Annotated in this window: 20 protein-coding genes; 19 read left to right on the top strand and 1 reads right to left on the bottom strand. The window is 59.4% G+C overall.

The features are described 5' to 3' along the window. Positions 1-19: 19 nt before the first annotated feature. Positions 20-1,276, bottom strand: coding sequence for an NAD(P)/FAD-dependent oxidoreductase (locus ABIE32_RS08890; protein ID WP_429015343.1), 1,257 nt, complete (start codon positions 1,274-1,276; stop codon positions 20-22). Between the two features lie 371 nt (positions 1,277-1,647). On the opposite strand from ABIE32_RS08890, the gene rpsB reads away from it, so the two are divergent. From rpsB to carB, 19 genes are all read left to right on the top strand, one after another. Continuing rightward, a complete protein-coding gene (gene rpsB / locus ABIE32_RS08885) occupies positions 1,648-2,400 on the top strand; it encodes a 30S ribosomal protein S2 (protein ID WP_429015342.1) in 753 nt (250 codons plus the stop codon). 110 nt (positions 2,401-2,510) lie between these two features. Then, complete coding sequence (gene tsf / locus ABIE32_RS08880; protein ID WP_224149669.1) at positions 2,511-3,401, top strand: translation elongation factor Ts; 891 nt, start codon at positions 2,511-2,513, stop codon at positions 3,399-3,401. A gap of 77 nt (positions 3,402-3,478) precedes the next feature. Beyond that, positions 3,479-4,198, top strand: coding sequence for a UMP kinase (gene pyrH / locus ABIE32_RS08875; RefSeq protein WP_224149668.1), 720 nt, complete (start codon positions 3,479-3,481; stop codon positions 4,196-4,198). A gap of 45 nt (positions 4,199-4,243) precedes the next feature. Beyond that, positions 4,244-4,804 (top strand): ribosome recycling factor, encoded by a 561-nt coding sequence (frr, locus tag ABIE32_RS08870; RefSeq protein ID WP_224149667.1) that lies wholly within the window; start codon positions 4,244-4,246, stop codon positions 4,802-4,804. Positions 4,805-4,821: 17 nt separating this feature from the next. Beyond that, entirely contained in the window at positions 4,822-5,538 is a 717-nt protein-coding gene (uppS, locus tag ABIE32_RS08865) for a polyprenyl diphosphate synthase (RefSeq protein ID WP_429015340.1), read from the top strand. A gap of 52 nt (positions 5,539-5,590) precedes the next feature. Further along, positions 5,591-6,445 carry a phosphatidate cytidylyltransferase gene (locus ABIE32_RS08860; protein WP_429015339.1) on the top strand — a complete coding sequence of 285 codons (855 nt, stop codon included), beginning with the start codon at positions 5,591-5,593 and terminating at the stop codon, positions 6,443-6,445. Between the two features lie 8 nt (positions 6,446-6,453). Then, positions 6,454-7,632 carry a 1-deoxy-D-xylulose-5-phosphate reductoisomerase gene (gene ispC, locus ABIE32_RS08855; protein WP_429015337.1) on the top strand — a complete coding sequence of 393 codons (1,179 nt, stop codon included), beginning with the start codon at positions 6,454-6,456 and terminating at the stop codon, positions 7,630-7,632. Between the two features lie 155 nt (positions 7,633-7,787). Further along, a complete protein-coding gene (rseP, locus tag ABIE32_RS08850) occupies positions 7,788-9,173 on the top strand; it encodes an RIP metalloprotease RseP (RefSeq protein ID WP_429015335.1) in 1,386 nt (461 codons plus the stop codon). A gap of 104 nt (positions 9,174-9,277) precedes the next feature. Further along, on the top strand, positions 9,278-11,518 hold the full coding sequence (gene bamA, locus ABIE32_RS08845) for an outer membrane protein assembly factor BamA (RefSeq protein WP_377779517.1): 2,241 nt from the start codon (positions 9,278-9,280) through the stop codon (positions 11,516-11,518). Then, a complete protein-coding gene (locus ABIE32_RS08840) occupies positions 11,518-12,039 on the top strand; it encodes an OmpH family outer membrane protein (protein WP_224149661.1) in 522 nt (173 codons plus the stop codon). The genes bamA and ABIE32_RS08840 overlap by 1 nt, the downstream gene beginning before the upstream one ends. Before the next feature lie 12 nt (positions 12,040-12,051). Beyond that, positions 12,052-13,038, top strand: coding sequence for a UDP-3-O-(3-hydroxymyristoyl)glucosamine N-acyltransferase (lpxD, locus tag ABIE32_RS08835; RefSeq protein ID WP_429015334.1), 987 nt, complete (start codon positions 12,052-12,054; stop codon positions 13,036-13,038). A 12-nt stretch (positions 13,039-13,050) separates the two neighbouring features. Next, entirely contained in the window at positions 13,051-13,491 is a 441-nt protein-coding gene (fabZ, locus tag ABIE32_RS08830; RefSeq protein ID WP_184708138.1) for a 3-hydroxyacyl-ACP dehydratase FabZ, read from the top strand. A gap of 6 nt (positions 13,492-13,497) precedes the next feature. Further along, the gene (gene lpxA, locus ABIE32_RS08825) at positions 13,498-14,298 is read left to right on the top strand and encodes an acyl-ACP--UDP-N-acetylglucosamine O-acyltransferase (protein WP_224149659.1); all 801 of its coding nucleotides are present in this window, start codon (positions 13,498-13,500) and stop codon (positions 14,296-14,298) included. Positions 14,299-14,312: 14 nt separating this feature from the next. Then, the gene (gene lpxB, locus ABIE32_RS08820; protein ID WP_429015331.1) at positions 14,313-15,476 is read left to right on the top strand and encodes a lipid-A-disaccharide synthase; all 1,164 of its coding nucleotides are present in this window, start codon (positions 14,313-14,315) and stop codon (positions 15,474-15,476) included. Then, a complete protein-coding gene (rnhB, locus tag ABIE32_RS08815) occupies positions 15,448-16,095 on the top strand; it encodes a ribonuclease HII (protein WP_429015330.1) in 648 nt (215 codons plus the stop codon). Before lpxB ends, rnhB begins: the two co-directional genes overlap by 29 nt. A 48-nt stretch (positions 16,096-16,143) precedes the next feature. Next, on the top strand, positions 16,144-16,929 hold the full coding sequence (locus ABIE32_RS08810) for a TrmH family RNA methyltransferase (RefSeq protein ID WP_429015329.1): 786 nt from the start codon (positions 16,144-16,146) through the stop codon (positions 16,927-16,929). Between the two features lie 278 nt (positions 16,930-17,207). After that, entirely contained in the window at positions 17,208-18,395 is a 1,188-nt protein-coding gene (gene carA, locus ABIE32_RS08805; RefSeq protein ID WP_429015328.1) for a glutamine-hydrolyzing carbamoyl-phosphate synthase small subunit, read from the top strand. Positions 18,396-18,460: 65 nt separating this feature from the next. After that, positions 18,461-18,820 (top strand): hypothetical protein, encoded by a 360-nt coding sequence (locus tag ABIE32_RS08800; RefSeq protein WP_224149655.1) that lies wholly within the window; start codon positions 18,461-18,463, stop codon positions 18,818-18,820. A 63-nt stretch (positions 18,821-18,883) separates the two neighbouring features. Then, positions 18,884-22,129, top strand: a complete 3,246-nt coding sequence (gene carB / locus ABIE32_RS08795; protein WP_429015326.1) for a carbamoyl-phosphate synthase large subunit — start codon at positions 18,884-18,886, stop codon at positions 22,127-22,129. Positions 22,130-22,208 lie beyond the last annotated feature (79 nt).

Genomic DNA, 22,208 nt, shown 5'->3' with positions numbered 1-22,208 from the left:
GTGTGAGCCCGTCCAGGCTTCAGTCGAAACGGCCTAGTGCAAAGGTCGCGGCATCGACCGAGGTCGCTTGCCCCATGACGAGCTGGCGCACGTGGTGGGCGCAGCCCATGGACAGGCCCCAGCCATAGCCGCCATGCGCTGCGTTGATCCAGACACCTGGAGCGCCAGCGGCGCCCATCACCGGCAGGCCGTCAGGAACGGTCATGCGAGCGCCACGCCAGATCTGCAGCACCGACTGGCTGCGCTGAATGCTGCCGGGAAACCATTCGAGCAGCACGCTGATGAGCTGGTGACGGGCTTCCTCGGTGCGCTCTGGACTGCCCTGCCATCCCAGCTCGGCACCGCCGCTGATGCGCAGACGGGTGCCTTGCCGGGTCAATACCATGCTGTTTTCGAGATCGATGATCGAGCCGCGCGGTGCCAGCGACTGCTCGGCAATCTGGATGCTGGCGCTGTAGCCATGGATGGGCGCGGCTGGCAGGCGGATGCCAACTGCCTGCAGCAACTGCGTGGTGTGCTCGCCCGTACACAGAACCACGGCGTCATGGTCGTGCTCGCCAGCGCTGGTGATCAGGCGCACTCCCTGGTTCTGCGGCTGGATGCGGGTGATGGCATGTTGCGTGAGCAACTGCAGTCCATGGCCTTGCAGTGCCTGCAGAAGGCCTTGGGAGAACAGTCGCCCATTGCCGGCCCAGGCTTGGGGCAGGTGCAGGGCCCCTGCCATGCGGATCTCCGTGGCGAGCCCGGGCTCCAGTGCACGGGCTTCGGCTTCGGTGCACTGCTTGTAATCCACATGCGCGGCCGAAAGGCGTCGTGTCAGTTCATAGAGCGCGGCTGCATTGGGCTCCTTGCGCAGCGGCAGCAACAGGCCGGCATTGAACTGGGCTTCGATATCGAACAGTTCCTGCGCATGCTGGAGGCGCTGCATGGACAGTAGCTCCAGCGCTTGCAGGGCGTCGATGGATTCGGTGTCGCTGTGCTTCTTTGCGATGGACTGGTATTTGCGAGCCCAGCGGCGGCTCGCGGACAGCAGGTTGCCGTGGACGTCCAGCTCGGCAAATACGGGCCGGTGCAGCCCCAGGCGCAAAACGTGCTGGAAGGCGGTGGCGCCCCAAGGGTTGATCACACAGGGCCACATGAGGCCGGACGGGGCGAAGCTCGCTTCCTCGCCAGCAGTACGGTGCTGCTCGTAGATGCAGACCTCGTTTCCGGCTTCCATCAGTTCAAAAGCGGTAGCAATACCCGCTATGCCTGCACCAACGACTGCAATTTTCATAGATGCCAATAGACCGGCCGGTTCGATTTTTTTGGGAGCGTGCCTACGTTCTCAGAATGCGCGCCGGCTGCAAGAAATTGCAACATTGGTGCATTCCACTACCAGATTGTGCCCAGATTTTGGGTCATCCAAATCAAGCGGGGATGGATTGTTCATTGAAATTCACAATCGAAGGGGGTGGCTTGGAACGGGCTTCTCGGCGCTTCCTCGGAATATGCTAGAATCCTAGGGTTTTGCCGAATGCCGTGCACATGGTGTGCCTGTGTTTTTGGCGAAACAAATCGCAAACCCGTCCGCCAAGGTGTTGCTAAGCCGCTTGCGGTGCATGCAATTGTTGGACGGGATTTTAGACCTAACCTTCGGAGAAGACTATGTCCGTTACGATGCGCGAGATGCTGGAAGCCGGCGTCCACTTTGGCCACCAAACCCGTTTCTGGAACCCCAAGATGGGCCAGTACATTTTCGGTAGCCGCAACAAGATTCACATCATCAACCTGGAAAAGAGCCTGCCCCTGTTCCAGGAAGCCCAGAAGTTCGTCAAGCAACTGTCGGCAAACCGTGGCACCATCCTGATGGTTGGCACCAAGCGCCAAGCGCGCGAAACCCTGGCTGCTGAAGCTCGGCGCGCAGGCGTTCCTTATGTCGACCAGCGCTGGCTGGGCGGCATGCTGACCAACTTCAAGACCGTGAAGACCTCGATCAAGCGTCTGAAGGACATGAAGGCTCAGCAGGAAGCCGGTCTGGAATCGATGAGCAAGAAGGAACAGCTGATGTTCTCTCGCGAACTGGAAAAGCTCGAGAAGGACATCGGCGGTATCCAGGACATGAACGCTCTGCCTGATGCCATCTTCGTGATCGACGTGGGCTACCACAAGATTGCAATCGCCGAAGCCAAGAAGCTGGGCATTCCTCTGATCGGTGTGGTGGATACCAACCACAACCCAGAAGGCATCGACTATGTGATCCCTGGTAACGATGACTCTGCCAAGGCTGTGGAACTGTACGCCCGCGGTATCGCTGACGCGATCCTGGAAGGCCGTGCGAACGCCGTGACCGAAGTGGTCAAGGCTGTTTCCGGCGAAGAAGGCGACGAGTTTGTGGAAGTGGAAAATTCCGCTGCTTGATCCACAGGGCTGCCCTCAGGGTCGCGAATGAAAAGCGGGGCTCCTCATTGGCCCCCTTTTTTTTACCTACGTTTCCAATCATCCAATTGAACTGAATACGGAGAATCAAAATGGCAATTACCGCAAGCATGGTGGCAGAACTGCGCGCTAAGACCGACGCGCCCATGATGGAATGCAAGAAGGCACTCACCGAGGCTGATGGCGACATGGCCAAGGCTGAAGAATTGCTGCGCGTCAAGCTGGGCACCAAGGCTGGCAAGGCTGCTTCGCGTATTGCTGCAGAAGGCGTGATCGCCGCGTTCGTGAATGGCAACGAAGGCGCCATGATCGAAGTCAACAGCGAAACCGACTTCGTGTCCAAGAACGACAGCTTCATCTCCATGGCCAACGCAGCGGCCAAGCTGGTGACGGAAAAGAATCCTGCTGACGTGGAAGCACTGGGCGCCCTGGCTTACGAGCAGGACACCTTTGGCCCTACGCTGGAAGACGTGCGCAAGGGCCTGATCGGCAAGATCGGTGAGAACATGTCCTTCCGTCGCTTCAAGCGTTTCTCGGGCAGCAACCTGGCTGTGTACCTGCACGGCACCCGTATCGGCGTGATGGTCGAGTACGAAGGTGACGCCCAGGCTGCCAAGGATGTGGCCATGCACGTGGCTGCGATGAAGCCAGTGGCTTTGAGCTCGGACGACGTGCCTGCCGACCTGATCGAAAAAGAGCGCAGCGTGGCGCTGGCCAAGGCCCAGGAATCGGGCAAGCCAGCAGATATCGCTGCCAAGATGGTTGAAGGCTCGGTGCAGAAGTATCTCAAGGAAGTCTCGCTGTACAACCAGGTGTTTGTGAAGGCCGCTGATGGCAAGCAAACCGTGGAGCAGATGCTCAAGGCTGCCAACACCAAGATCAGCTCGTTCACGCTGTACGTGGTGGGTGAAGGCATCGAGAAGAAGGTTGATGACTTCGCCGCTGAAGTGGCCGCACAGGTTGCGGCTGCCAAGGGCCAGTAATCATCCTGACAAAGGGGCTTAGGCCCCTTTGTTTCACCTGTCGTTTTTGCATACCACCACCTTCCGGAGCTTTCACCATGTCCAACAGCCCAGCCCACAAGCGCATTCTTCTCAAACTCTCTGGTGAGGCCCTGATGGGTGATGACGCGTTCGGTATCAACCGTGCCACCATCGTCCGCATGGTCGAAGAGATCGCGGAAGTCACTCGCCTGGGTGTGGAAGTGGCGGTGGTGATCGGTGGTGGCAATATCTTCCGTGGCGTGGCGGGTGGTTCGGTCGGCATGGACCGTGCAACTGCCGACTACATGGGTATGCTGGCTACGGTAATGAACGCGCTGGCACTGGCCGATGCCATGGACAAGCAGGGCTTGACGGCGCGGGTGATGTCGGCCATTGGTATCGAGCAGGTGGTGGAGCCTTATGTGCGCCCCAAGGCACTGCAGTATCTGGAAGAAGGCAAGGTGGTGGTGTTTGCTGCTGGTACCGGCAACCCGTTTTTCACCACTGATACCGCAGCGGCATTGCGTGGTGCTGAAATTGGCGCAGAATTGGTGCTTAAGGCCACCAAGGTCGATGGTGTGTACACCGCAGATCCGATGAAGGATCCAACGGCCACCCGCTATACCCAATTGACGTTTGACGAGGCCATGGGCCGCAATCTGGGCATCATGGATGCGACTGCTTTTGCATTGTGCCGCGACCAGAAACTGCCGATCCGCGTCTTCTCGATCGTCAAGAGCGGCGCGCTCAAGCGCGTGGTCATGGGTGAGGATGAGGGTACGCTCGTTTACGCGTAATGGATGTACGCTGTTCTGAACATGCGCGGTATTGAGGAGTAGAGAATGACAATCGCTGAAATCAAGAAGAATCTCGAAGGCAAGATGGACCAGTCGATCGCGGCCTTCAAAAACAATCTGACCAAGATCCGCACTGGCCGCGCCAATCCTGCGCTGCTCGACACCATCCACGTCGATTACTACGGCTCGATGGTGCCCCTGTCGCAGGTCGCGAATGTGGCCTTGATCGACAGCCGCACCATCAGCGTCACGCCATGGGAAAAGAACATGGCGGCGAAAATCGAAAAGGCCATCCGCGAAAGCGAGTTGGGCCTCAACCCTGCTGCCATGGGTGACCTGATCCGCGTTCCCATGCCTCCGATGAGCGAAGAGCGCCGCAAGGAAATGACCAAGCTGGTCAAGGCTGAAGGCGAAAACGCCAAGATCGCTGTGCGCAACCTGCGTCGTGATGCCAATGAAGGCGTCAAGAAGCTGGTCAAAGACAAGGAAGCGTCGGAAGACGATCAAAAGCGCTCGGAAGCCGATGTGCAGAAGATCACTGACAAGCACATTGTGCTGATCGACCAGTTGGTGGTGGAAAAAGAAAAAGACATCATGGCGGTCTAAGCCTTGGTGCGTATCGCATGAAGTCTGCTGTCATTCCGCACCATATTGCCATCGTCATGGATGGCAATGGGCGATGGGCCAAGCGCCGGTTTCTGCCACGTCTGGCTGGCCACAAGCAAGGGGTGGAGTCGCTGCGCCGCTGCGCCAAGGCATGCGCAGAGCGTGGTGTGAAGGTGCTCACGGTCTTTGCCTTTTCGTCGGAAAACTGGAACCGGCCTACCGATGAGGTCGATGGCCTGATGCAGTTGCTGGCCGGTGCGCTGGCAAAGGAAGTTCCCTCGCTGGCGCGCGATGGCATCCGCCTGTTTTTTGTGGGGGAGCGAGCTTCGCTTTCCGCCAAGGTGCAAGCGGGTCTCGTTCAGGCGGAAGCGGCCACCGCCAGCAATGACCGCATGGTGCTCAACGTCTGCTTCAACTATGGCGGGCGCTGGGATATTGCGCAGGCCGCAGCCAAGCTGCAGGCGGCAGGCGCTGCGATCACCGAGGCATCCATGGCGCAGGCCATGGCCCTGGCCCATGTGCCTGATCCGGATCTGCTGATCCGTACCGGCGGAGAGATGCGCATCAGCAACTTCCTGTTGTGGCAGGCGGCCTACTCGGAACTGATTTTCAGTGACAAGTGGTGGCCTGATTTTGATGAACAGGCTCTGGATGCATCGATTGCCGAGTTCAACCAGCGTGAACGCAGGTTCGGCAAGACTTCCGAACAAGTCTCCCCGGTGCAGGCAGTGTGACAGTGTGATCGTGAGCGGTGGATTGCCACCGCTTTTTTACTGGAGAAGCCATTTGCTCAAGCAACGCGTCATCACCGCCATCGTTCTCTTGCTGGTATTGATTCCGGCGATTTTTGCAGGCAGCTCTTTGCCATTTGCCGCCCTGATGCTGCTGGTCATGGGGGCTGCAGCCTGGGAGTGGGCGCGCTTGAATGGCTTGAGGGGGGGGGCGAGCTATGCAGTAGCCGCAGCTTGTCTAGCGCTATGCGGGCTTGCCTGGCAACAGGGCTGGACGCAGGCTGCTTTGCCTGCGCTGTGGCTGGCCGCTGGCGCTGTGTGGGTACTGATGGCCGCCTATCTGCTCAAGGCGGGGGTGGCTGGTTGGCCGCATATTGCGCGCTCCGTCCGGATTGTCGTCGGCGTGCTGGCCCTGTGGGCTGCATGGCTTGCGGTGGCGCAGGCCAAGTGGATCGGAGTCAACTTCCTCCTGTCGGTCTTTGCGCTGGTGTGGGTGGCTGATATTGGCGCCTATTTTGCAGGCCGTGCTTTTGGGCTGCGCTTTACCCGGAGCAAGCTGGCTCCGGCCATCAGTCCCGGTAAAAGCTGGGAGGGTGTGTGGGGCGGAGCGCTTGGCGTGCTGGTTCTGGCAGGGCTGTGGTGCGTGGCGGATCGCCATTTTGGTGCAGCAGTACCAAGCCTGTATTCGCGCCTGTGGGCATTCTCGCCTTGGCTGATGGTGGTGGCCTGCGTGTTTCTGGCTGGAATGAGCGTGGCGGGCGATCTGGTGGAGTCCCTGGTCAAGCGCAGTGCTGGCATGAAGGACAGCAGCAATCTGCTGCCTGGCCATGGTGGTGTGCTGGACCGCATTGATGCTCTGCTGCCTACGCTGCCGCTGGCAATGATGCTGCTGCAATTTTTGGATAAGTGAATTCCGCAATGACCATGCAAGTAACCGTCCTCGGATCGACGGGCTCGATTGGAACCAATACTCTGGATGTGGTTGCGCGCCATCCGGATCTCTATCAGGTGTTTGCGCTCAGCGCGCATTCCCAGGTGGATTTGCTGCTGGCGCAGTGCCTGCAGTTCAAGCCGCGTTTTGCGGTGATGACCAGCGCGTTCCATGCCCGGGATCTTCGTGATCGTCTGGCCCAGGCAGGTTGCCGGACCGAGGTGCTGGACGGGATCGATGCCCTGGAGCAGATTGCCTCTCATCCCGATGTCGATGCCGTGATGGCTGCCATTGTTGGTGCGGCTGGCCTGCGGCCTGCGGTGGCTGCTGCCCGGGCGGGCAAACGGCTGCTGCTGGCCAACAAGGAGGCTCTGGTTGTTGGCGGCCAGGTTTTCATGGATGCAGTGGCCCAGGGTGGCGCAACATTGCTGCCGATCGACAGCGAGCATTCGGCCATTTTTCAGTGCCTGCCAGAAGACGCCAGCGTGTGGCCGCAACGAGTGGATCACATCGTTCTCACCGCATCGGGCGGACCGTTTCGCACCCGTGAGCCTTCCAGCCTGCGGGATGTGACCCCGCAGCAGGCATGCAACCACCCCAATTTCTCGATGGGCAGAAAGATTTCCATCGATTCGGCCACGATGATGAACAAGGCGCTGGAGGTGATCGAGGCGCGTTGGCTGTTCAACATGCGGCCCGAGCAGATCAAGGTGGTGATCCATCCGCAGCAGATCGTGCATTCGATGGTGCAGTTCAATGACGCGTCGATCCTGGCGCAACTGGGTACGCCTGACATGCGTGTGCCCATTGCCTGCGGCCTGGCGTGGCCCGAGCGCGTGGAAAGCGGTGCTGCGCCGCTGGATTTCTCGAAGCTGGCAGCGCTCACCTTCGAGGAGGCGGACGCGCAGCGTTTCCCGGGGCTGCACCTGTCATGGCAGGCATTGCGGGCTCCAGAGGGCACGACTACCGTATTGAACGCTGCCAATGAAGTGGCGGTTGCTGCGTTTCTGGGTGGACGCATGCGTTTCGACCAGATCTACCATGTCAACGCGCAGGTGCTGGAAGGCATGCAGCCGCAGTCGCCCGATTGCGTGGAGAGCTTGCTGGCGCTGGATGCTGAAGTGCGCTCCTACGCTGAAGGTGTCATCACCGCTTGCGCGGCATGAGCGAGAATGCCCGACGAGACTGAAGTCGTCTCTATAAAAAAGAGAGCAGCTTGCGCTTGATATCTCCAGGTTTCAATATGTTTTATGCCTGGAATGGAGTAAAGGGTTGCGCAGCAAGCTATGATTTTTATACTTTGACAGCAAGGACTTGAGCAATGTTGACCGTTGTTGCATTTGTCGTTGCACTGGCCATTCTGATTGCCGTGCATGAGTACGGCCACTACCGGGTGGCAGTCGCCTGCGGCGTGAAGGTGCTGCGTTTTTCCATCGGCTTTGGCAAGCCTTTGCTGCGCTGGCAGAAGAAGGGCGCTGATACCGAATTTGTCATTGGTGCTATCCCCCTGGGTGGCTATGTGCGGATGCTGGATGAGCGCGAAGCGCCTGTGGCCGCCGAAGAGCGTCACCTCGCTTTCAACACGCAGCCGCTGCGCTCGCGTGCCGCCATTGTTGCCGCAGGGCCTCTGGCTAACCTGCTGCTGGCCATCGTTTTGTATGCATGTGTCAACTGGATGGGGGGGCGTGAGCCAGCTGCCATCGTTGGTGCACCACCTCCTGCCAGCTTGCTGGCGCAGGCGGGCGTGCAAGGCGGCGAAAAGGTTGTGGCGATGGCTCTGGATGGTGAAGAGCAGCAGCCTGTGCGCTCGCTGGAAGATCTGCGTTGGTTTGTGGCCCAGGCGGCGCTGAACGGCAAGGATGTAGTGCTGGGCATTGTGCCGGGTATGGGGTCGGGCGTTGCGCCACGCGCTGGTGGTGCGCAGCGTGAGTACCGGCTGCCTCTGTCTCGCCTGGATGCTGCGGACGCGGACGCCAAACTGCTCGAAAAGATTGGCCTGACCCATCCGTGGACCGAGGCGGTGCTGGGCGATCTGGAGCCTGGCAGTGCCGCAGAGAAATCGCAACTGCGCAAGGGCGACAAGGTGCTGGCGATTGATGGGGTGGCCGTTGGAGATGGTGGTCAACTGCGCAGCATGATTCGTGCCTCGGGTAAGGATCAGGTACCTACCTTGCAGGACTGGTTGGTCTTGCGTGATGGTGCGCAGATCCATGTCCCGGTGCAACTGGTTCAGAGTGAAGACGGTGGCGCCCGGATTGGCCGCCTGGGCGCTTACATCGGAGCGCCCGTCGCCATGGTGAATGTGCACTACGGGCCTTGGGAAGGTTTTGCCAAAGGCGTGCAGAAAACCTGGGAGGTTTCTGCGCTCACCATCAAGATGATGGGCAAGATGGTCATCGGTCAGGCATCGCTGCAGAACATCAGCGGTCCATTGACGATTGCCGAATACGCAGGCAAGTCTGCGCAGATCGGTTTGACGCAATACATTGCCTTTCTGGCATTGATCAGTGTCAGCCTGGGTGTGCTGAACCTGCTGCCGCTGCCCGTTCTGGATGGCGGACACCTGATGTATTATCTTTGGGAAGCCATCACCGGCAAGCCACCTACTGCGCAATGGCTGGAGCGCTTGCAAAAAGGCGGTGTCGCTGTCCTGCTGCTCATGATGTGCATTGCGTTCTTTAACGATTTGTCTCGGCTATTGGGCTGAAATTCGCGGCTCTACTGCATAATGGGCGGCTCTTGTTGCTATCACAAATGACATATTCCATTCCTACATCGCTTCTTCGCAAGACCACTGCCGCGGCTGCGCTGATGCTGATTGCCAAGCTGTCTTGGGCGCTGGACCCATTCACCATTCAGGATATTCGCGTCGAAGGCCTGCAACGTGTGGAGCCTGGAACCATTTTTGCCTCCATGCCCCTGCATGTGGGAGATGACTACAACGACGAAAAAGGCTCGGCAGCCATTCGTTCGTTGTTTGCGCTCGGCCTTTTCAAGGATGTGCGCCTGGAAGCCAACGGCAGCGTTCTCGTGGTCGTGGTGGAAGAGCGTCCCACGATTGCGAACGTCGATTTCCTGGGTACCAAGGAATTTGACAAGGACGCGATGAAAAAAGCCATGCGTGATGTGGGCCTGACAGAAGGGCGCCCGTACGACAAGGCCTTGACCGACCGCGCCGAGCAGGAACTCAAGCGCCAGTACATCAACAAGAGCATGTACGCCGCGGATGTTGTGACCACGGTGACGCCGATCGAGCGCAACCGCGTCAACCTGACATTCACGGTGACCGAGGGCGAAGCTGCCAAGATCAAGGAAATCCACATTTCGGGTAACCGCGATTTCAAGGAATCGACGCTGACGGATCTGTTCGACCAGGATACCGGTGGCTGGCTCAGCTGGTATACCAAGAGCGACCGCTATTCCAGCTCCAAGTTCAACGCCGATCTGGAAACGCTGAAGTCGTTCTATCTGTCGCGTGGATACCTGGAGTTCCGCATCGACTCGACCGAAGTGTCGATCTCGCCGGACAAGGAGCGCATCTCGATCAACCTGCAGGTGCATGAAGGCCCCAAGTTTGTGGTCTCCGGCGTCAAGCTGGAAGGCAATTACCTGGACCGCGACGATGAGTTCAAATCGCTGGTGTCCATCAAGCCCGGCGAACCCTACAACGCCGACCGCGTGACCGAGACCACCAAGCGTTTCACCGACCACTTTGGTAGCTTTGGCTATGCGTTTGCACGCGTTGAAGCGGTGCCGGAGATCGATCGCGAAAACAACCGAGTCGAGTTGGTGCTGAAGGCAGAACCATCGCGCCGTGCCTATGTGCGCCGTGTGAACATTGCAGGCAACAACCGCACCCGTGATGAAGTGGTACGCCGCGAAATCCGCCAGTACGAAGCCTCGTGGTACGACTCGGACAAGATCAAGCTCTCGCGTGACCGCGTGGACCGCCTGGGCTTCTTCAACGATGTCTCGGTCGACACCCAGGAAGTGCCCGGCGCGCCGGACCAGGTGGACGTGAACATGACCGTGCAGGAAAAGCCGACCGGCTCGCTGCAGTTGGGTGCTGGCTACTCCAGCGCCGAAAAGGTCTCGCTCACCTTCGGTATCAAGCAGGAAAACGTGTTTGGTTCCGGCAATTACCTGGGCGTGGACGTCAACACCAGCAAGTTCCACCGAACCCTGGTGGTGAGCACCACCGATCCGTACTTCACCAAGGACGGTATCTCGCGTACCTACGACCTGTACTACCGCACCGACCGCCCGTATGACGAGCAGGGTGGCAATTACCAGATCGTGACGACGGGTGGCAGCGTGCGTTTTGGTATTCCTTTCAGCGAATCCGACACGGTATACGTGGGTGGCGGTCTGGAACACACCAAGATCAAGCTGGGCACCAACATGCCCGCTGCCTACCTGGATTACGCCATGCGCTATGGCAATACCAGCCTGAACTTCCCGCTGACGGTGGGGTGGTCGCGCGATAGCCGTGACAGCGCTCTGGCGCCAAACTCGGGACGTTTCCAGAAGCTCAATTCCGAATGGTCGCTGTTCGGTGATGCCCGCTATCTCAAGGCCAATTACCAGATCCAGCAGTACCTGCCTCTGAACAAGCGCTACACGATTGCGCTCAATGGCGAGGTGGGCTGGGGCAAGGGCATGGGCGGCAAGGCGTTCCCTGTGTTCAAGAACTACTTCTCCGGTGGCCTGGGCTCAGTGCGCGGCTTCGAGCAAAATACGCTGGGTCCGCGTGACGTGACGGGCGCCACCTTGGGTGGTCCGAAGAAGGTCACCTTGAACGCAGAGTTCATCGGCCCCATGCCTGGTACCGGCAATGACCGCACCTTCCGTTGGTTCGCATTCGTGGACGCCGGCAACGTCTGGGGTGATGAACAAGATCTGAAACTGAATGAAATGCGTGCATCTGCTGGTATCGGATTGAGCTGGATTTCCCCACTGGGGCCGCTGCGATTGGCGTATGCTCAACCGGTGCGTAAATTTACCGGCGATAAAATCCAGAAATTGCAATTCCAAATCGGAACATCCTTCTAATGAAAACCCTTTCTCGTCCCTTTCCGTTGGTTGTGTTGGCAGCTGCCCTGTCGTTTGGCGCTGCAGCACAGGCCCAAGAGTTCAAAGCTGGTTTTGTGAACACGGACCGCATCTTCCGCGAAGCCAATGCCGCCAAGGCAGCGCAGACCAAGCTGGAAGCCGAGTTCTCCAAGCGCGAAAAAGAACTGCTTGATCAAGGCAATTCCCTCAAGGCTGCCGGTGAGAAGTTCGAACGCGAAGCGCCCACCATGTCCGAGAGCCAGCGCGTGACGCGCCAGCGCCAGTTGGTGGATCAAGACCGTGAATTCCAGCGCAAGCGTCGTGAGTTCCAGGAAGACCTGGGCGCCCGCAAGAGCGAAGAGCTGGCTGCCGTGCTGGAGCGCGCCAACAAGGTTGTCAAGCAGGTTGCCGAGCAGGAAAAGTATGATGTGGTGCTGCAAGAGGCGGTCTATATCAATCCCAAGTACGACATCACCGAAAAGGTTCTCAAGGCCTTGAACGGCGCTCCTGCTGCCAAGTAAGCAGGGGGCGGTGTGAGCTTGCAGCTGGGACAGATTGTTGATGCCCTGGGCGGACGCCTGGAAAATGGTGACCGACATCTGCAGATCGATGCCATTGCCTCGCTGGAAGATGCGGGCCCGCAGGACATCGGTTTTCTGAGTAACCCCAAGCTGCACCTGCAAATGCAGGCATCGCGTGCAGGCTGCGTGGCAGTTGGCCCACGTATGGAAGAAGAGGCGCGCAAGCGCCCTGGTGCCTATCTGGTGGTGGATGATCCCTACCTGTTCTTTGCCCGGCTGACCCAGTTGTGGCGCAGGCATCACCAGCTCAGGCCCGCGCCCGCTGGCGTGCATCCCTCTGCTGTGGTGGAAGAGGGCGCCCAGGTGCATCCAACGGCGTCCATTGGGCCGCTGTGCCATGTGGCCAGTGGTGCCGTGATTGGCGAAGAGACGGTATTGACCTCACGAGTGACCGTGGGCGCTGGCTGCGTGCTTGGCTGCCGTGTGCTGGTGCAGCCCGGCGCAGTCATCGGCGGCGATGGCTTTGGCTTTGCCAACGACAAGGGGCGCTGGGTCAAGATCGAGCAACTGGGTGGCGTGCGGATCGGTGACGATGTGGAAATCGGCGCCAACACCTGCATTGACCGTGGTGCGTTGCAAGACACGGTGATTGCGAACGGTGTGAAGATCGACAACCAGGTGCAGATAGGCCATAACGTCGAGATTGGCGAGAATTCGGCCATGGCGGGCTGCGTCGGCATTGCAGGAAGCGCCAAGATCGGGCGCCAATGCACGATCGGAGGGGCTGGAATGATCCTGGGTCACCTCGAAATCGCAGACAATGTGCATATTTCGGCGGCGACCGTGGTCAGCCGCTCAATCAAGCAGCCAGGGCACTACACCGGTTTCTTCCCTATCGACGACAATGGCCGCTGGGAAAAGAACGCCGCCACCTTAAAACATCTCCATGCATTGAGGGACCGCATCAAGGCCTTGGAGCAAACACAGAAAAACGGCTAAGCCGAGTTCACTATGATGGATATTCAAGGAATTCTCAAGCAACTGCCCCACCGCTACCCATTTTTGCTGGTGGATCGTGTGCAGGAGCTGGAGCGCAACACCCGCATCAGGGCGATCAAGAACGTCACGTTCAACGAGCCGTTTTTCACTGGCCATTTTCCTGGCCGCCCTGTCATGCCCGGCGTGCTGATCCTCGAAGCCCTGGCACAGGCTGCAGGCCTGCTGGCGTTCGACGCCATGGGGCAGGTTCCTGACGAGAACAATATCTACTACTTTGTCGGTATCGACTCGGCGCGTTTCAAGCGGCCGGTTGTGCCTGGGGACCAGCTCGTGCTGGAAATCACGATCGACCGCGTACGCGGCGGTATCTGGAAGTTCAAGGGCGTCGCCAGCGTGGACGGTGAAGTGGCTGCCGAAGCCGAGCTGATGTGCACCATGCGTCACGTGGAATGACCGTCGATGACGGCTGTCAGTTCCATTCATCCCACCGCGATTGTTGACTCTGCGGCCCAGCTTCACCCTACGGTGACGGTTGGGCCGTATGCTGTTATCGGCCCGCAGGTACGTATCGGCGCCCACACCAGCATTGGCGCCCATTGCGTGATCGATGGCATCACCACTATCGGTGAGTCGAACCAGGTCCATTCGCATGCAGCCCTGGGCGGTGCACCGCAGGACAAGAAATATGCGGGTGAGCCCACCCGCCTGGAAATCGGCAACCGCAATACCATCCGAGAGTTCTGCACCTTCAACACGGGCACCATGCAGGACCAGGGTGTGACCCGCATCGGCGATGACAACTGGATCATGGCCTATGTGCATATCGCCCATGATTGCCAGGTGGGGAACAACACCATCCTCGCCAACAATGCAACGCTGGCAGGCCATGTGCAGGTGGCAGACTGGGCCATCATTGGCGGGCTGACCGGTGTGCACCAGTTCAGCAAGGTCGGCGCTCATGTGATGGCGGGCTTTGCCAGCCATATCAGCCAGGATGTGCCGCCCTTCACCATGGTGGATGGTCATCCGCTGGCTGTACGCGGGCTGAATCTGGAAGGATTGCGCCGCCGTGGTTTCAGTGCCGAGCGCCTGGCCGTCATCAAGCAGGTCTATCGGGTCTTGTACCGCAGCGGCCTGACCTTGCAGGCCGCCGTGGACGCCTTGCAGAATCTGCATGGCAGTTGCGAGCCTGAGGCGCAGGCCGATGTGCAACTGATGCTCGACTTTTTGGCGCAATCGACGCGCGGCATTGTGCGCTAGAGCGCAAGGCTGCCATGCAAGCTCCGTCTCATCCATTTCTGGCCATGGTCGCCGGGGAAACCTCTGGTGACCTGTTGGCGAGCCTGGTGCTCCAAGGTCTGCAGGCCGATTTTCCCGATCTCCATGCCGCTGGTATCGGCGGTCCGCGAATGGTGGCCCATGGTTTTGATGCCTGGTGGCCGAGCGAGCGCCTTGCCGTGCATGGCTATAGCGCCGAATTGATCAGGCGCATCTGGGGAATCCTGCGCATCCGCAAGCAACTGGTGCAGCGCCTGACGGCCCAGAAGCCACAGCTGTTCATGGGAATCGACGCACCCGACTTCAATCTGGACGTTGAAGAGCGCTTGCGCGCGAATGGCATCAAGACCGTGCACTTCGTCTGCCCTTCCATTTGGGCCTGGCGGCCTGAGCGGGTGGAGAAGATCCGTCGCGCAGCAGACCATGTGCTCTGCATCTTTCCATTCGAGCCGGCCTTGCTCGCGCAGCACGGTATTGCGGCAACCTATGTGGGGCACCCGCTGGCCAATGTGATTCCGGTTGAGCCTGATCGCGGTGCGGCCCGTCGCAAGCTCGGGCTTGCCGAAGAGGGCGAAGTTCTGGCGGTGCTGCCAGGCAGCCGGGCATCGGAAGTCGGCTACATCGCCAAGCCGTTTTTTCAGGCGGCGGCTATGCTTTTGCGAGCACGCCCTTCGCTTACAATCCTGGTCCCTGCTGTTCCGGCTTTGCGTGCGCGTATTGATGCACTGGCTGCTGAGTGCGGGATATTGGATCGCATCAAGATTCTTGATGGCCAGTCGCACCTGGCGCTGGAAGCCTGCAACTGCACCCTGATTGCCAGCGGCACTGCCACCTTGGAAGCGGCGCTTTTCAAGCGCCCGATGGTCATCAGCTACCACATGCACCCCATCAGCTGGCGGCTGATGAAGCGCAAGCAATTGCAGCCCTGGGTGGGCTTGCCCAATATTCTGTGCCAAGATTTCGTGGTGCCCGAGTTGCTGCAAGATGCAGCGACGCCGCAGGCACTGGCCGATGCGGTTGCGCAGTGGCTGGAGGCGCCTGTGCGCGATCCGTCACGACTCGCTTTGCTGGAGCAGCGTTTTTACGACCTGCACCTAGAATTGCGCAGGGATACACCGAAGCTTGCCACCGATGCCATCCAGAAAATACTTGCTGCCTGACCAGGCTCCTTTGCCATGGCATCCGCCAGGCCTGGTTGCGGGGGTGGATGAAGCTGGGCGAGGGCCGCTTGCCGGGCCGGTGGTGGCTGCCGCAGTCATTTTGGACGAGCGCTCACCGATTGAAGGATTGGCAGACTCCAAGAAATTGACGGCACTCAAGCGCGAAAAGCTCTACGACGAAATCCGCGCCAAGGCCTTGTGCTGCTCAATTGCTCTGGCCACGGTGGAAGAGGTGGATGCCCTCAACATCCTGCAGGCCACCATGCTGGCCATGCAACGCGCGGTTCTTGGGTTGCGGCTCAAGCCCGTGTGCGTTCTAGTGGATGGCAACCGGCTGCCTCAACTCGATGTTCCAGCAGAGGCCATTGTCAAAGGCGATGCACTGGTACCTGCGATTTCGGCGGCATCCATTCTGGCGAAGGTGCATCGTGACCGCTGGTGCGAAGAGATTGATCGCGCCCATCCGCAATATGGCTTTGCTGCGCATAAGGGCTATGGCACAGCTTTGCACTTGGCTGCCTTGCATGCCTATGGTGCATGCCCCGAGCACCGCCGCACCTTTGCGCCGGTGGCTCAGGTATTGGCTATGAAACAAGGTGCCAGCGGTCTGGCCAAATGAATACGTGCCTGAGCGAGCCTGCCGGCTTGCCGGGTCAAAGGAAGAGCTGTGCATACTGACAAACAGGCAACTTACATCCAGTCCCGCGACAATGCGCTCGTCAAGGAACTGCGCCGCTTGATGGATGACGGTGCAGCCTATCGCAAGCAGGGCAGGGTCTGGATTGAAGGCGATCATTTGTGCCGTGCGGCACTGGCACGCGGCAAGCAGCCCTCCGTGGCAGTCTTTTCCGAGAAATTCTGGCAGACAGCGCCCGTTGAATATACGCGAGCTGCTCCTAAAAACATAGTCATCGAAGACGCCTTGTATGCCGGCCTGTCGCCGCTGCCATCGCCTGCACCCTTTGGGTTTCTGATGGATTTGCCAGCAGAGGCTGTTTCTGCAGTGCATGGCAAGGCAGCTGTCGTGCTCGACCGGGTGCAGGATGCAGGCAATGTGGGCTCCATCCTGCGCAGTGCTTCGGCCTTCGGCTTTGGTCAGGTGATTGCCATCAAGGGCAGTGCGGCGCTGTGGGGTGCCAAGGTGCTGCGCGCAGGCATGGGGGCGCATTTTGCGCTGCATCTGGTGGAAAACGCTTCCGTCGAGGATGTGTTGGCGCTGCAGCAGCCGTTGCTGGTCACCAGTTCTCACCAGGGTGATTGGCTGCACAAGGCTGCCTTGCCTTGGCCATGCACCTGGGTGATGGGCCATGAAGGGCAGGGAGTGTCTGTCGCGCTGCAGCAAGGCGCTCATCAGCACATCCGCATCACGCAGCCTGGTGGTGAGGAATCGCTGAACGTGGGTGCTGCCGCAGCCATTTGCCTGCATGCGAGCGCCGCTGCGCGCGCAAAATAATGCATCAAGCATCGGATATGCGCTTTGCGTTTTAAAGTTACGATGTATACGCAATGTGTAGGTTAAAAACTGCGCAGAGTGTGTAATTTTTGCCCGAAAACCCCTGCAATCGGCACCTCTGCTGACTCAGGATGCAGCTTCCACGCTACAATGGGTGGCTTTCAAGTAATCACGTCGCCCGGCTGCACTCAAAGCAATCTCTCATAAGCACAGTCTTCATTGGCGGATCAAAGATCCGCCGAAGGCTCCGGGCGACCCGTAACCATCCGGAGAACCCAGTGTTTTTGTCTCAACAGGGCGCGTTTCCCCCCGCCATCCTGGCGCTCGCAGACGGCACGGTCTTTATTGGCAACTCGATTGGTGCGCAAGGCACCACGACCGGTGAGGTGGTGTTCAACACCGCCATGACCGGTTACCAGGAAATCCTTACCGACCCCAGCTACTGCCAGCAGATCGTGACGCTCACGTATCCGCACATCGGCAACTACGGGATCAACGCTGAGGATATTGAGTCCGACAAAGTCTATGCTGCAGGCTTGATCATCAAGAATCTGCCACTCCTGGCCAGCAACTTCCGCAGCACCGAAACGCTGTCTGCCTACCTCAAGCGCACCAAGACCGTTTCCATCGCCAACATCGACACCCGCAAGCTCACACGCCTGCTGCGCGACAAGGGCGCACAGAATGGCGCCATCATGGGCCTGGCGGAGGGCGAAGCCGTATCGCAGGCACGTATTGACGAAGCCATTGCCGCAGCCAAGGCCGCGCCCAGCATGAAAGGCCTGGATCTGGCCAAGGTGGTGAGTGTTGCCGAGGCCTACGAGTGGACGCAGACCGAATGGCAACTGGCCCGTGCCGATGGCACGCCGGGGTACGGCAAGCTGCAGAGCCATGAATTCCATGTGGTGGCCTACGATTACGGCGTCAAGAGCAACATCCTGCGCATGCTGGCCGAGCGCGGCTGCCGTGTGACCGTGGTGCCTGCCCAGACCTCTGCCGCCGACGTGCTCAAGTACCAGCCCGACGGTGTCTTCCTGTCCAACGGCCCCGGTGACCCAGAGCCCTGCGATTACGCCATCGTGGCCGCGCGCGAGATCATGGACAGTGGCGTCCCCACGTTCGGTATCTGCCTGGGCCACCAGATCATGGCCCTGGCAGTGGGTGCCAAGACCTTCAAGATGCAGAACAGCCACCATGGCGCCAACCATCCGGTCAAGGATCTGGACAGCGGCCGCGTCTGCATCACCAGCCAGAACCATGGCTTTGCGGTCGATGTAGCCAGCTTGCCCGCCAACACCCGCGCCACGCATGTCAGCTTGTTTGATGGCACCTTGCAGGGCATGGAGCGTACCGACAAGCCTGCTTTCTGCTTCCAGGGTCACCCAGAAGCATCTCCGGGGCCACATGATGTGTCGTACCTGTTCGACCGTTTTGTGAACCTCATGCGCAAGCACAAGAATGTGTAAACACGGGCATAAAAAGGCAATCAGCCGGGCCTGATCATTTTGAATAAGAGAGGGATTTTGCTGCCATGAAACTGTTTTCTTTTCCAGTCGCAACGCTAGAAAAAGCCATCAGCAAGCGCATCATGACGTTGTCGCCAGACCACAAGGAATGGTTCATGGCGCGCTGGCAGCAAAAGCCCTACAAGAAATCCTTCCTCGACAACAAGGCCTTGCCTCTGGTCACCATCGTGGCCAAGTGCAAGACCATGGAAGACGAGGAATTCAACCAGGTGATGGCGGAGTGGGATGCCAAGTTCTACGAAGCCGAAGCTGAAGTGCTGCGCCCCATGGTGCAGGGCGATGGTCTGCTGCAGTTGATGCAGAAGAACCTGCCCGAAGCCCGCGTGCAAGCCATTTTGAATAAATTAGATACCGACCGCGTATGAATAAAGCGCTGGTTGCTATACAAAATATAGCGTTCCAGCGTGCGCGATTGCAAGGCGAGCCCTATGTCTAAACGCACAGACCTTAAAAGCATTCTTATCATTGGCGCTGGCCCGATCATCATCGGCCAGGCCTGCGAGTTCGACTACTCCGGCGTCCAGGCCTGCAAGGCACTGCGCGAAGAGGGCTACAAAGTCATCCTGATCAACAGCAATCCTGCAACGATCATGACCGACCCGGCCACCGCCGACGTCACCTACATCGAGCCCATCACCTGGCAGACGGTCGAGAAGATCATCGCCAAGGAGCGTCCCGATGCGATCCTGCCCACGATGGGTGGCCAGACCGCGCTGAACTGCGCGCTGGATCTGTGGAAGAACGGCGTGCTCGACAAGTACAAGGTCGAGCTGATCGGCGCCAAGCCTGAAGCCATCGACAAGGCCGAAGACCGCCTAAAGTTCAAGGATGCGATGACCAAGATCGGCCTGGGCTCGGCACGCTCGGGCATCGCCCACAGCATGGAAGAGGCCTGGGAAGTGCAGAAGAACGTGGGTTTCCCCACTGTGATTCGCCCGAGCTTCACCCTGGGCGGCACGGGTGGCGGCATCGCCTACAACCCCGAAGAGTTCGAAACCATCTGCAAGCGCGGTCTCGAAGCCTCGCCTACCAACGAGTTGCTGATCGAGGAATCGCTGCTCGGCTGGAAAGAGTACGAGATGGAAGTGGTGCGCGACACTGCAGACAACTGCATCATCGTCTGCTCGATCGAGAACCTCGACCCCATGGGCGTGCACACTGGCGACTCGATCACCGTGGCGCCTGCCCAGACGCTGACCGACAAGGAATACCAGATCATGCGCAACGCCTCGCTCGCGGTGCTGCGCGAGATTGGCGTGGACACGGGCGGCTCCAATGTGCAGTTCTCGGTCAATCCGAAGGACGGCCGCATGATCGTCATCGAGATGAACCCGCGCGTGTCGCGTTCGTCGGCGCTGGCCTCCAAGGCCACGGGCTTCCCGATTGCCAAGATCGCTGCCAAGCTGGCCGTGGGTTACACCCTGGATGAATTGAAGAACGACATCACCGGCGGCAAGACGCCTGCATCGTTCGAGCCCACCATCGACTACGTGGTCACCAAGATTCCACGTTTCGCATTCGAGAAGTTCCCTGCTGCCGACAACCGCCTGACCACGCAGATGAAGTCCGTGGGCGAGGTGATGGCCATCGGCCGCACCTTCCAGGAATCCTTCCAGAAAGCCCTGCGCGGCCTGGAAGTGGGCGTGGACGGCATGAACGAAAAGACCCAGGACCGCGAGATTCTGGAAAAGGAACTGGGAGAGCCCGGCCCCGACCGCATCTGGTACGTGGGCGATGCCTTCGCTGCCGGCTGGTCGCTCGACGAAGTGCATAGCATCACCAAGATCGACAAGTGGTTTCTGGTGCAGATTGAAGAAATCGTCAAGCTGGAGCTGGCGCTTGACAAGCACACCGAAGCGCAGGGCGACAAGGCGCTTTCGTCGCTGACGGCGCAAGACCTTCGCGGCCTCAAGCAAAAGGGCTTCTCGGACCGTCGCCTCGCCAAGCTGCTGCACACCTCCGACAAGGCGGTGCGCGAAGCGCGCAAGGCCCTGAACGTGCGCCCCGTGTTCAAGCGCGTGGACACCTGTGCAGCCGAGTTCGCCACCAACACCGCCTACATGTACTCGACGTATGACGAAGAGTGCGAAGCGCAACCAAGCGACAAGAAAAAGATCATGGTGCTGGGCGGCGGCCCCAACCGTATCGGTCAGGGCATCGAGTTCGACTACTGCTGCGTGCACGCAGCCCTGGCCATGCGCGAAGATGGTTACGAAACCATCATGGTCAACTGCAACCCTGAAACGGTCTCGACCGACTATGACACCAGCGACCGTCTGTACTTCGAGCCAGTGACCCTGGAAGACGTGCTGGAGATCGTTGACGTCGAAAAGCCCGCTGGCGTGATTGTGCAGTACGGTGGCCAGACGCCTCTGAAGCTGGCTCTGGCGCTGGAGGCCGAAGGCGTGCCTATCGTCGGCACCTCGCCGGACATGATCGACGCGGCCGAAGATCGCGAACGTTTCCAGCAACTGCTGCAATCGCTGAGCCTGCGCCAGCCGCCCAATGCCACGGCACGTACCGAGGTGCAGGCCATGGAGCATGCGCGCGAGCTGGGTTACCCGCTGGTGGTGCGCCCCAGCTATGTGCTGGGTGGCCGTGCGATGGAAATCGTGCATGAAGAGCGCGATCTGGAGCGCTACATGCGCGAAGCTGTGAAGGTGAGCAACGACTCGCCGGTGCTGCTGGACCATTTCCTCTCCAACGCCATCGAATGCGATGTGGACTGCGTGCGTGACCGCACCGGCAAGGTTTTCATCGGCGGCGTGATGGAACACATCGAGCAGGCCGGCGTGCACTCCGGTGACTCGGCCTGTTCGCTGCCACCGTACTACCTGTCCAAGGCGACGGTCGACGAAATCAAGCGCCAGACCGCAGCAATGGCCGAAGGGCTGAACGTGGTTGGGCTGATGAATGTGCAGTTCGCCATTCAGGAGAGCGACGGCAAGGACATCATTTATGTGCTGGAAGTGAACCCGCGCGCTTCGCGTACGGTGCCATTCGTCTCCAAGGCCACGGGTATTCAGCTGGCCAAGGTGGCTGCGCGCTGCATGGTGGGCGACACGCTGGAAGAGCAAGGCATCACCCAGGAAGTGACGCCGCCTTACTTCAGCGTGAAGGAGGCCGTGTTCCCGTTTGTCAAATTCCCAGGTGTGGACACCATCCTCGGCCCCGAGATGAAATCCACCGGTGAAGTGATGGGCGTGGGCAAGACCTTTGGCGAGGCCTTTGTGAAGAGCCAGCTGGGTGCAGGCACCAAGCTGCCGCGCACGGGCAAGGTGTTCCTGACTGTCAAGAATGCTGACAAGGCGCGCGCAGTGCAGATTGCCAAGGAACTGGCTGCCATGGGCTTTACCCTGTGTGCCACCCGTGGCACGGCGGCGGCGATTGCCGAGGCTGGCGTAGAGGTGCAAACAGTAAACAAAGTTACTGAAGGCCGTCCACACATCGTAGATATGATCAAGAACAATGAAATTGCAATGGTCATCAACACCGTGGAAGAGCGCCGCAACGCAATTGCCGATTCGCGCGCGATCCGTACCAGCGCCTTGCTGGCCCGGGTGACGACCTTCACCACCATTTTTGGTGCCGAAGCTGCAGTGGAAGGCCTGCGCAACATGGACAACCTTGATGTTCATTCCGTGCAGGAGCTGCATGCCAGCTTGAAGTCCTGATTCCTGCTGCCAGCCTGTGCGCCGATTTTGTGCCGGAGCACAAAAATCGGCATAATAGGGACTGACTCGCAACCGCCGC

Source organism: Comamonas sp. 4034 (genome assembly GCF_050434545.1).
GTDB lineage: Bacteria > Pseudomonadota > Gammaproteobacteria > Burkholderiales > Burkholderiaceae_C > Comamonas > Comamonas odontotermitis.
The sequence above is the reverse complement of the archived record's forward strand: the minus strand, read 5'-3'. Positions and strand labels throughout refer to the sequence as shown.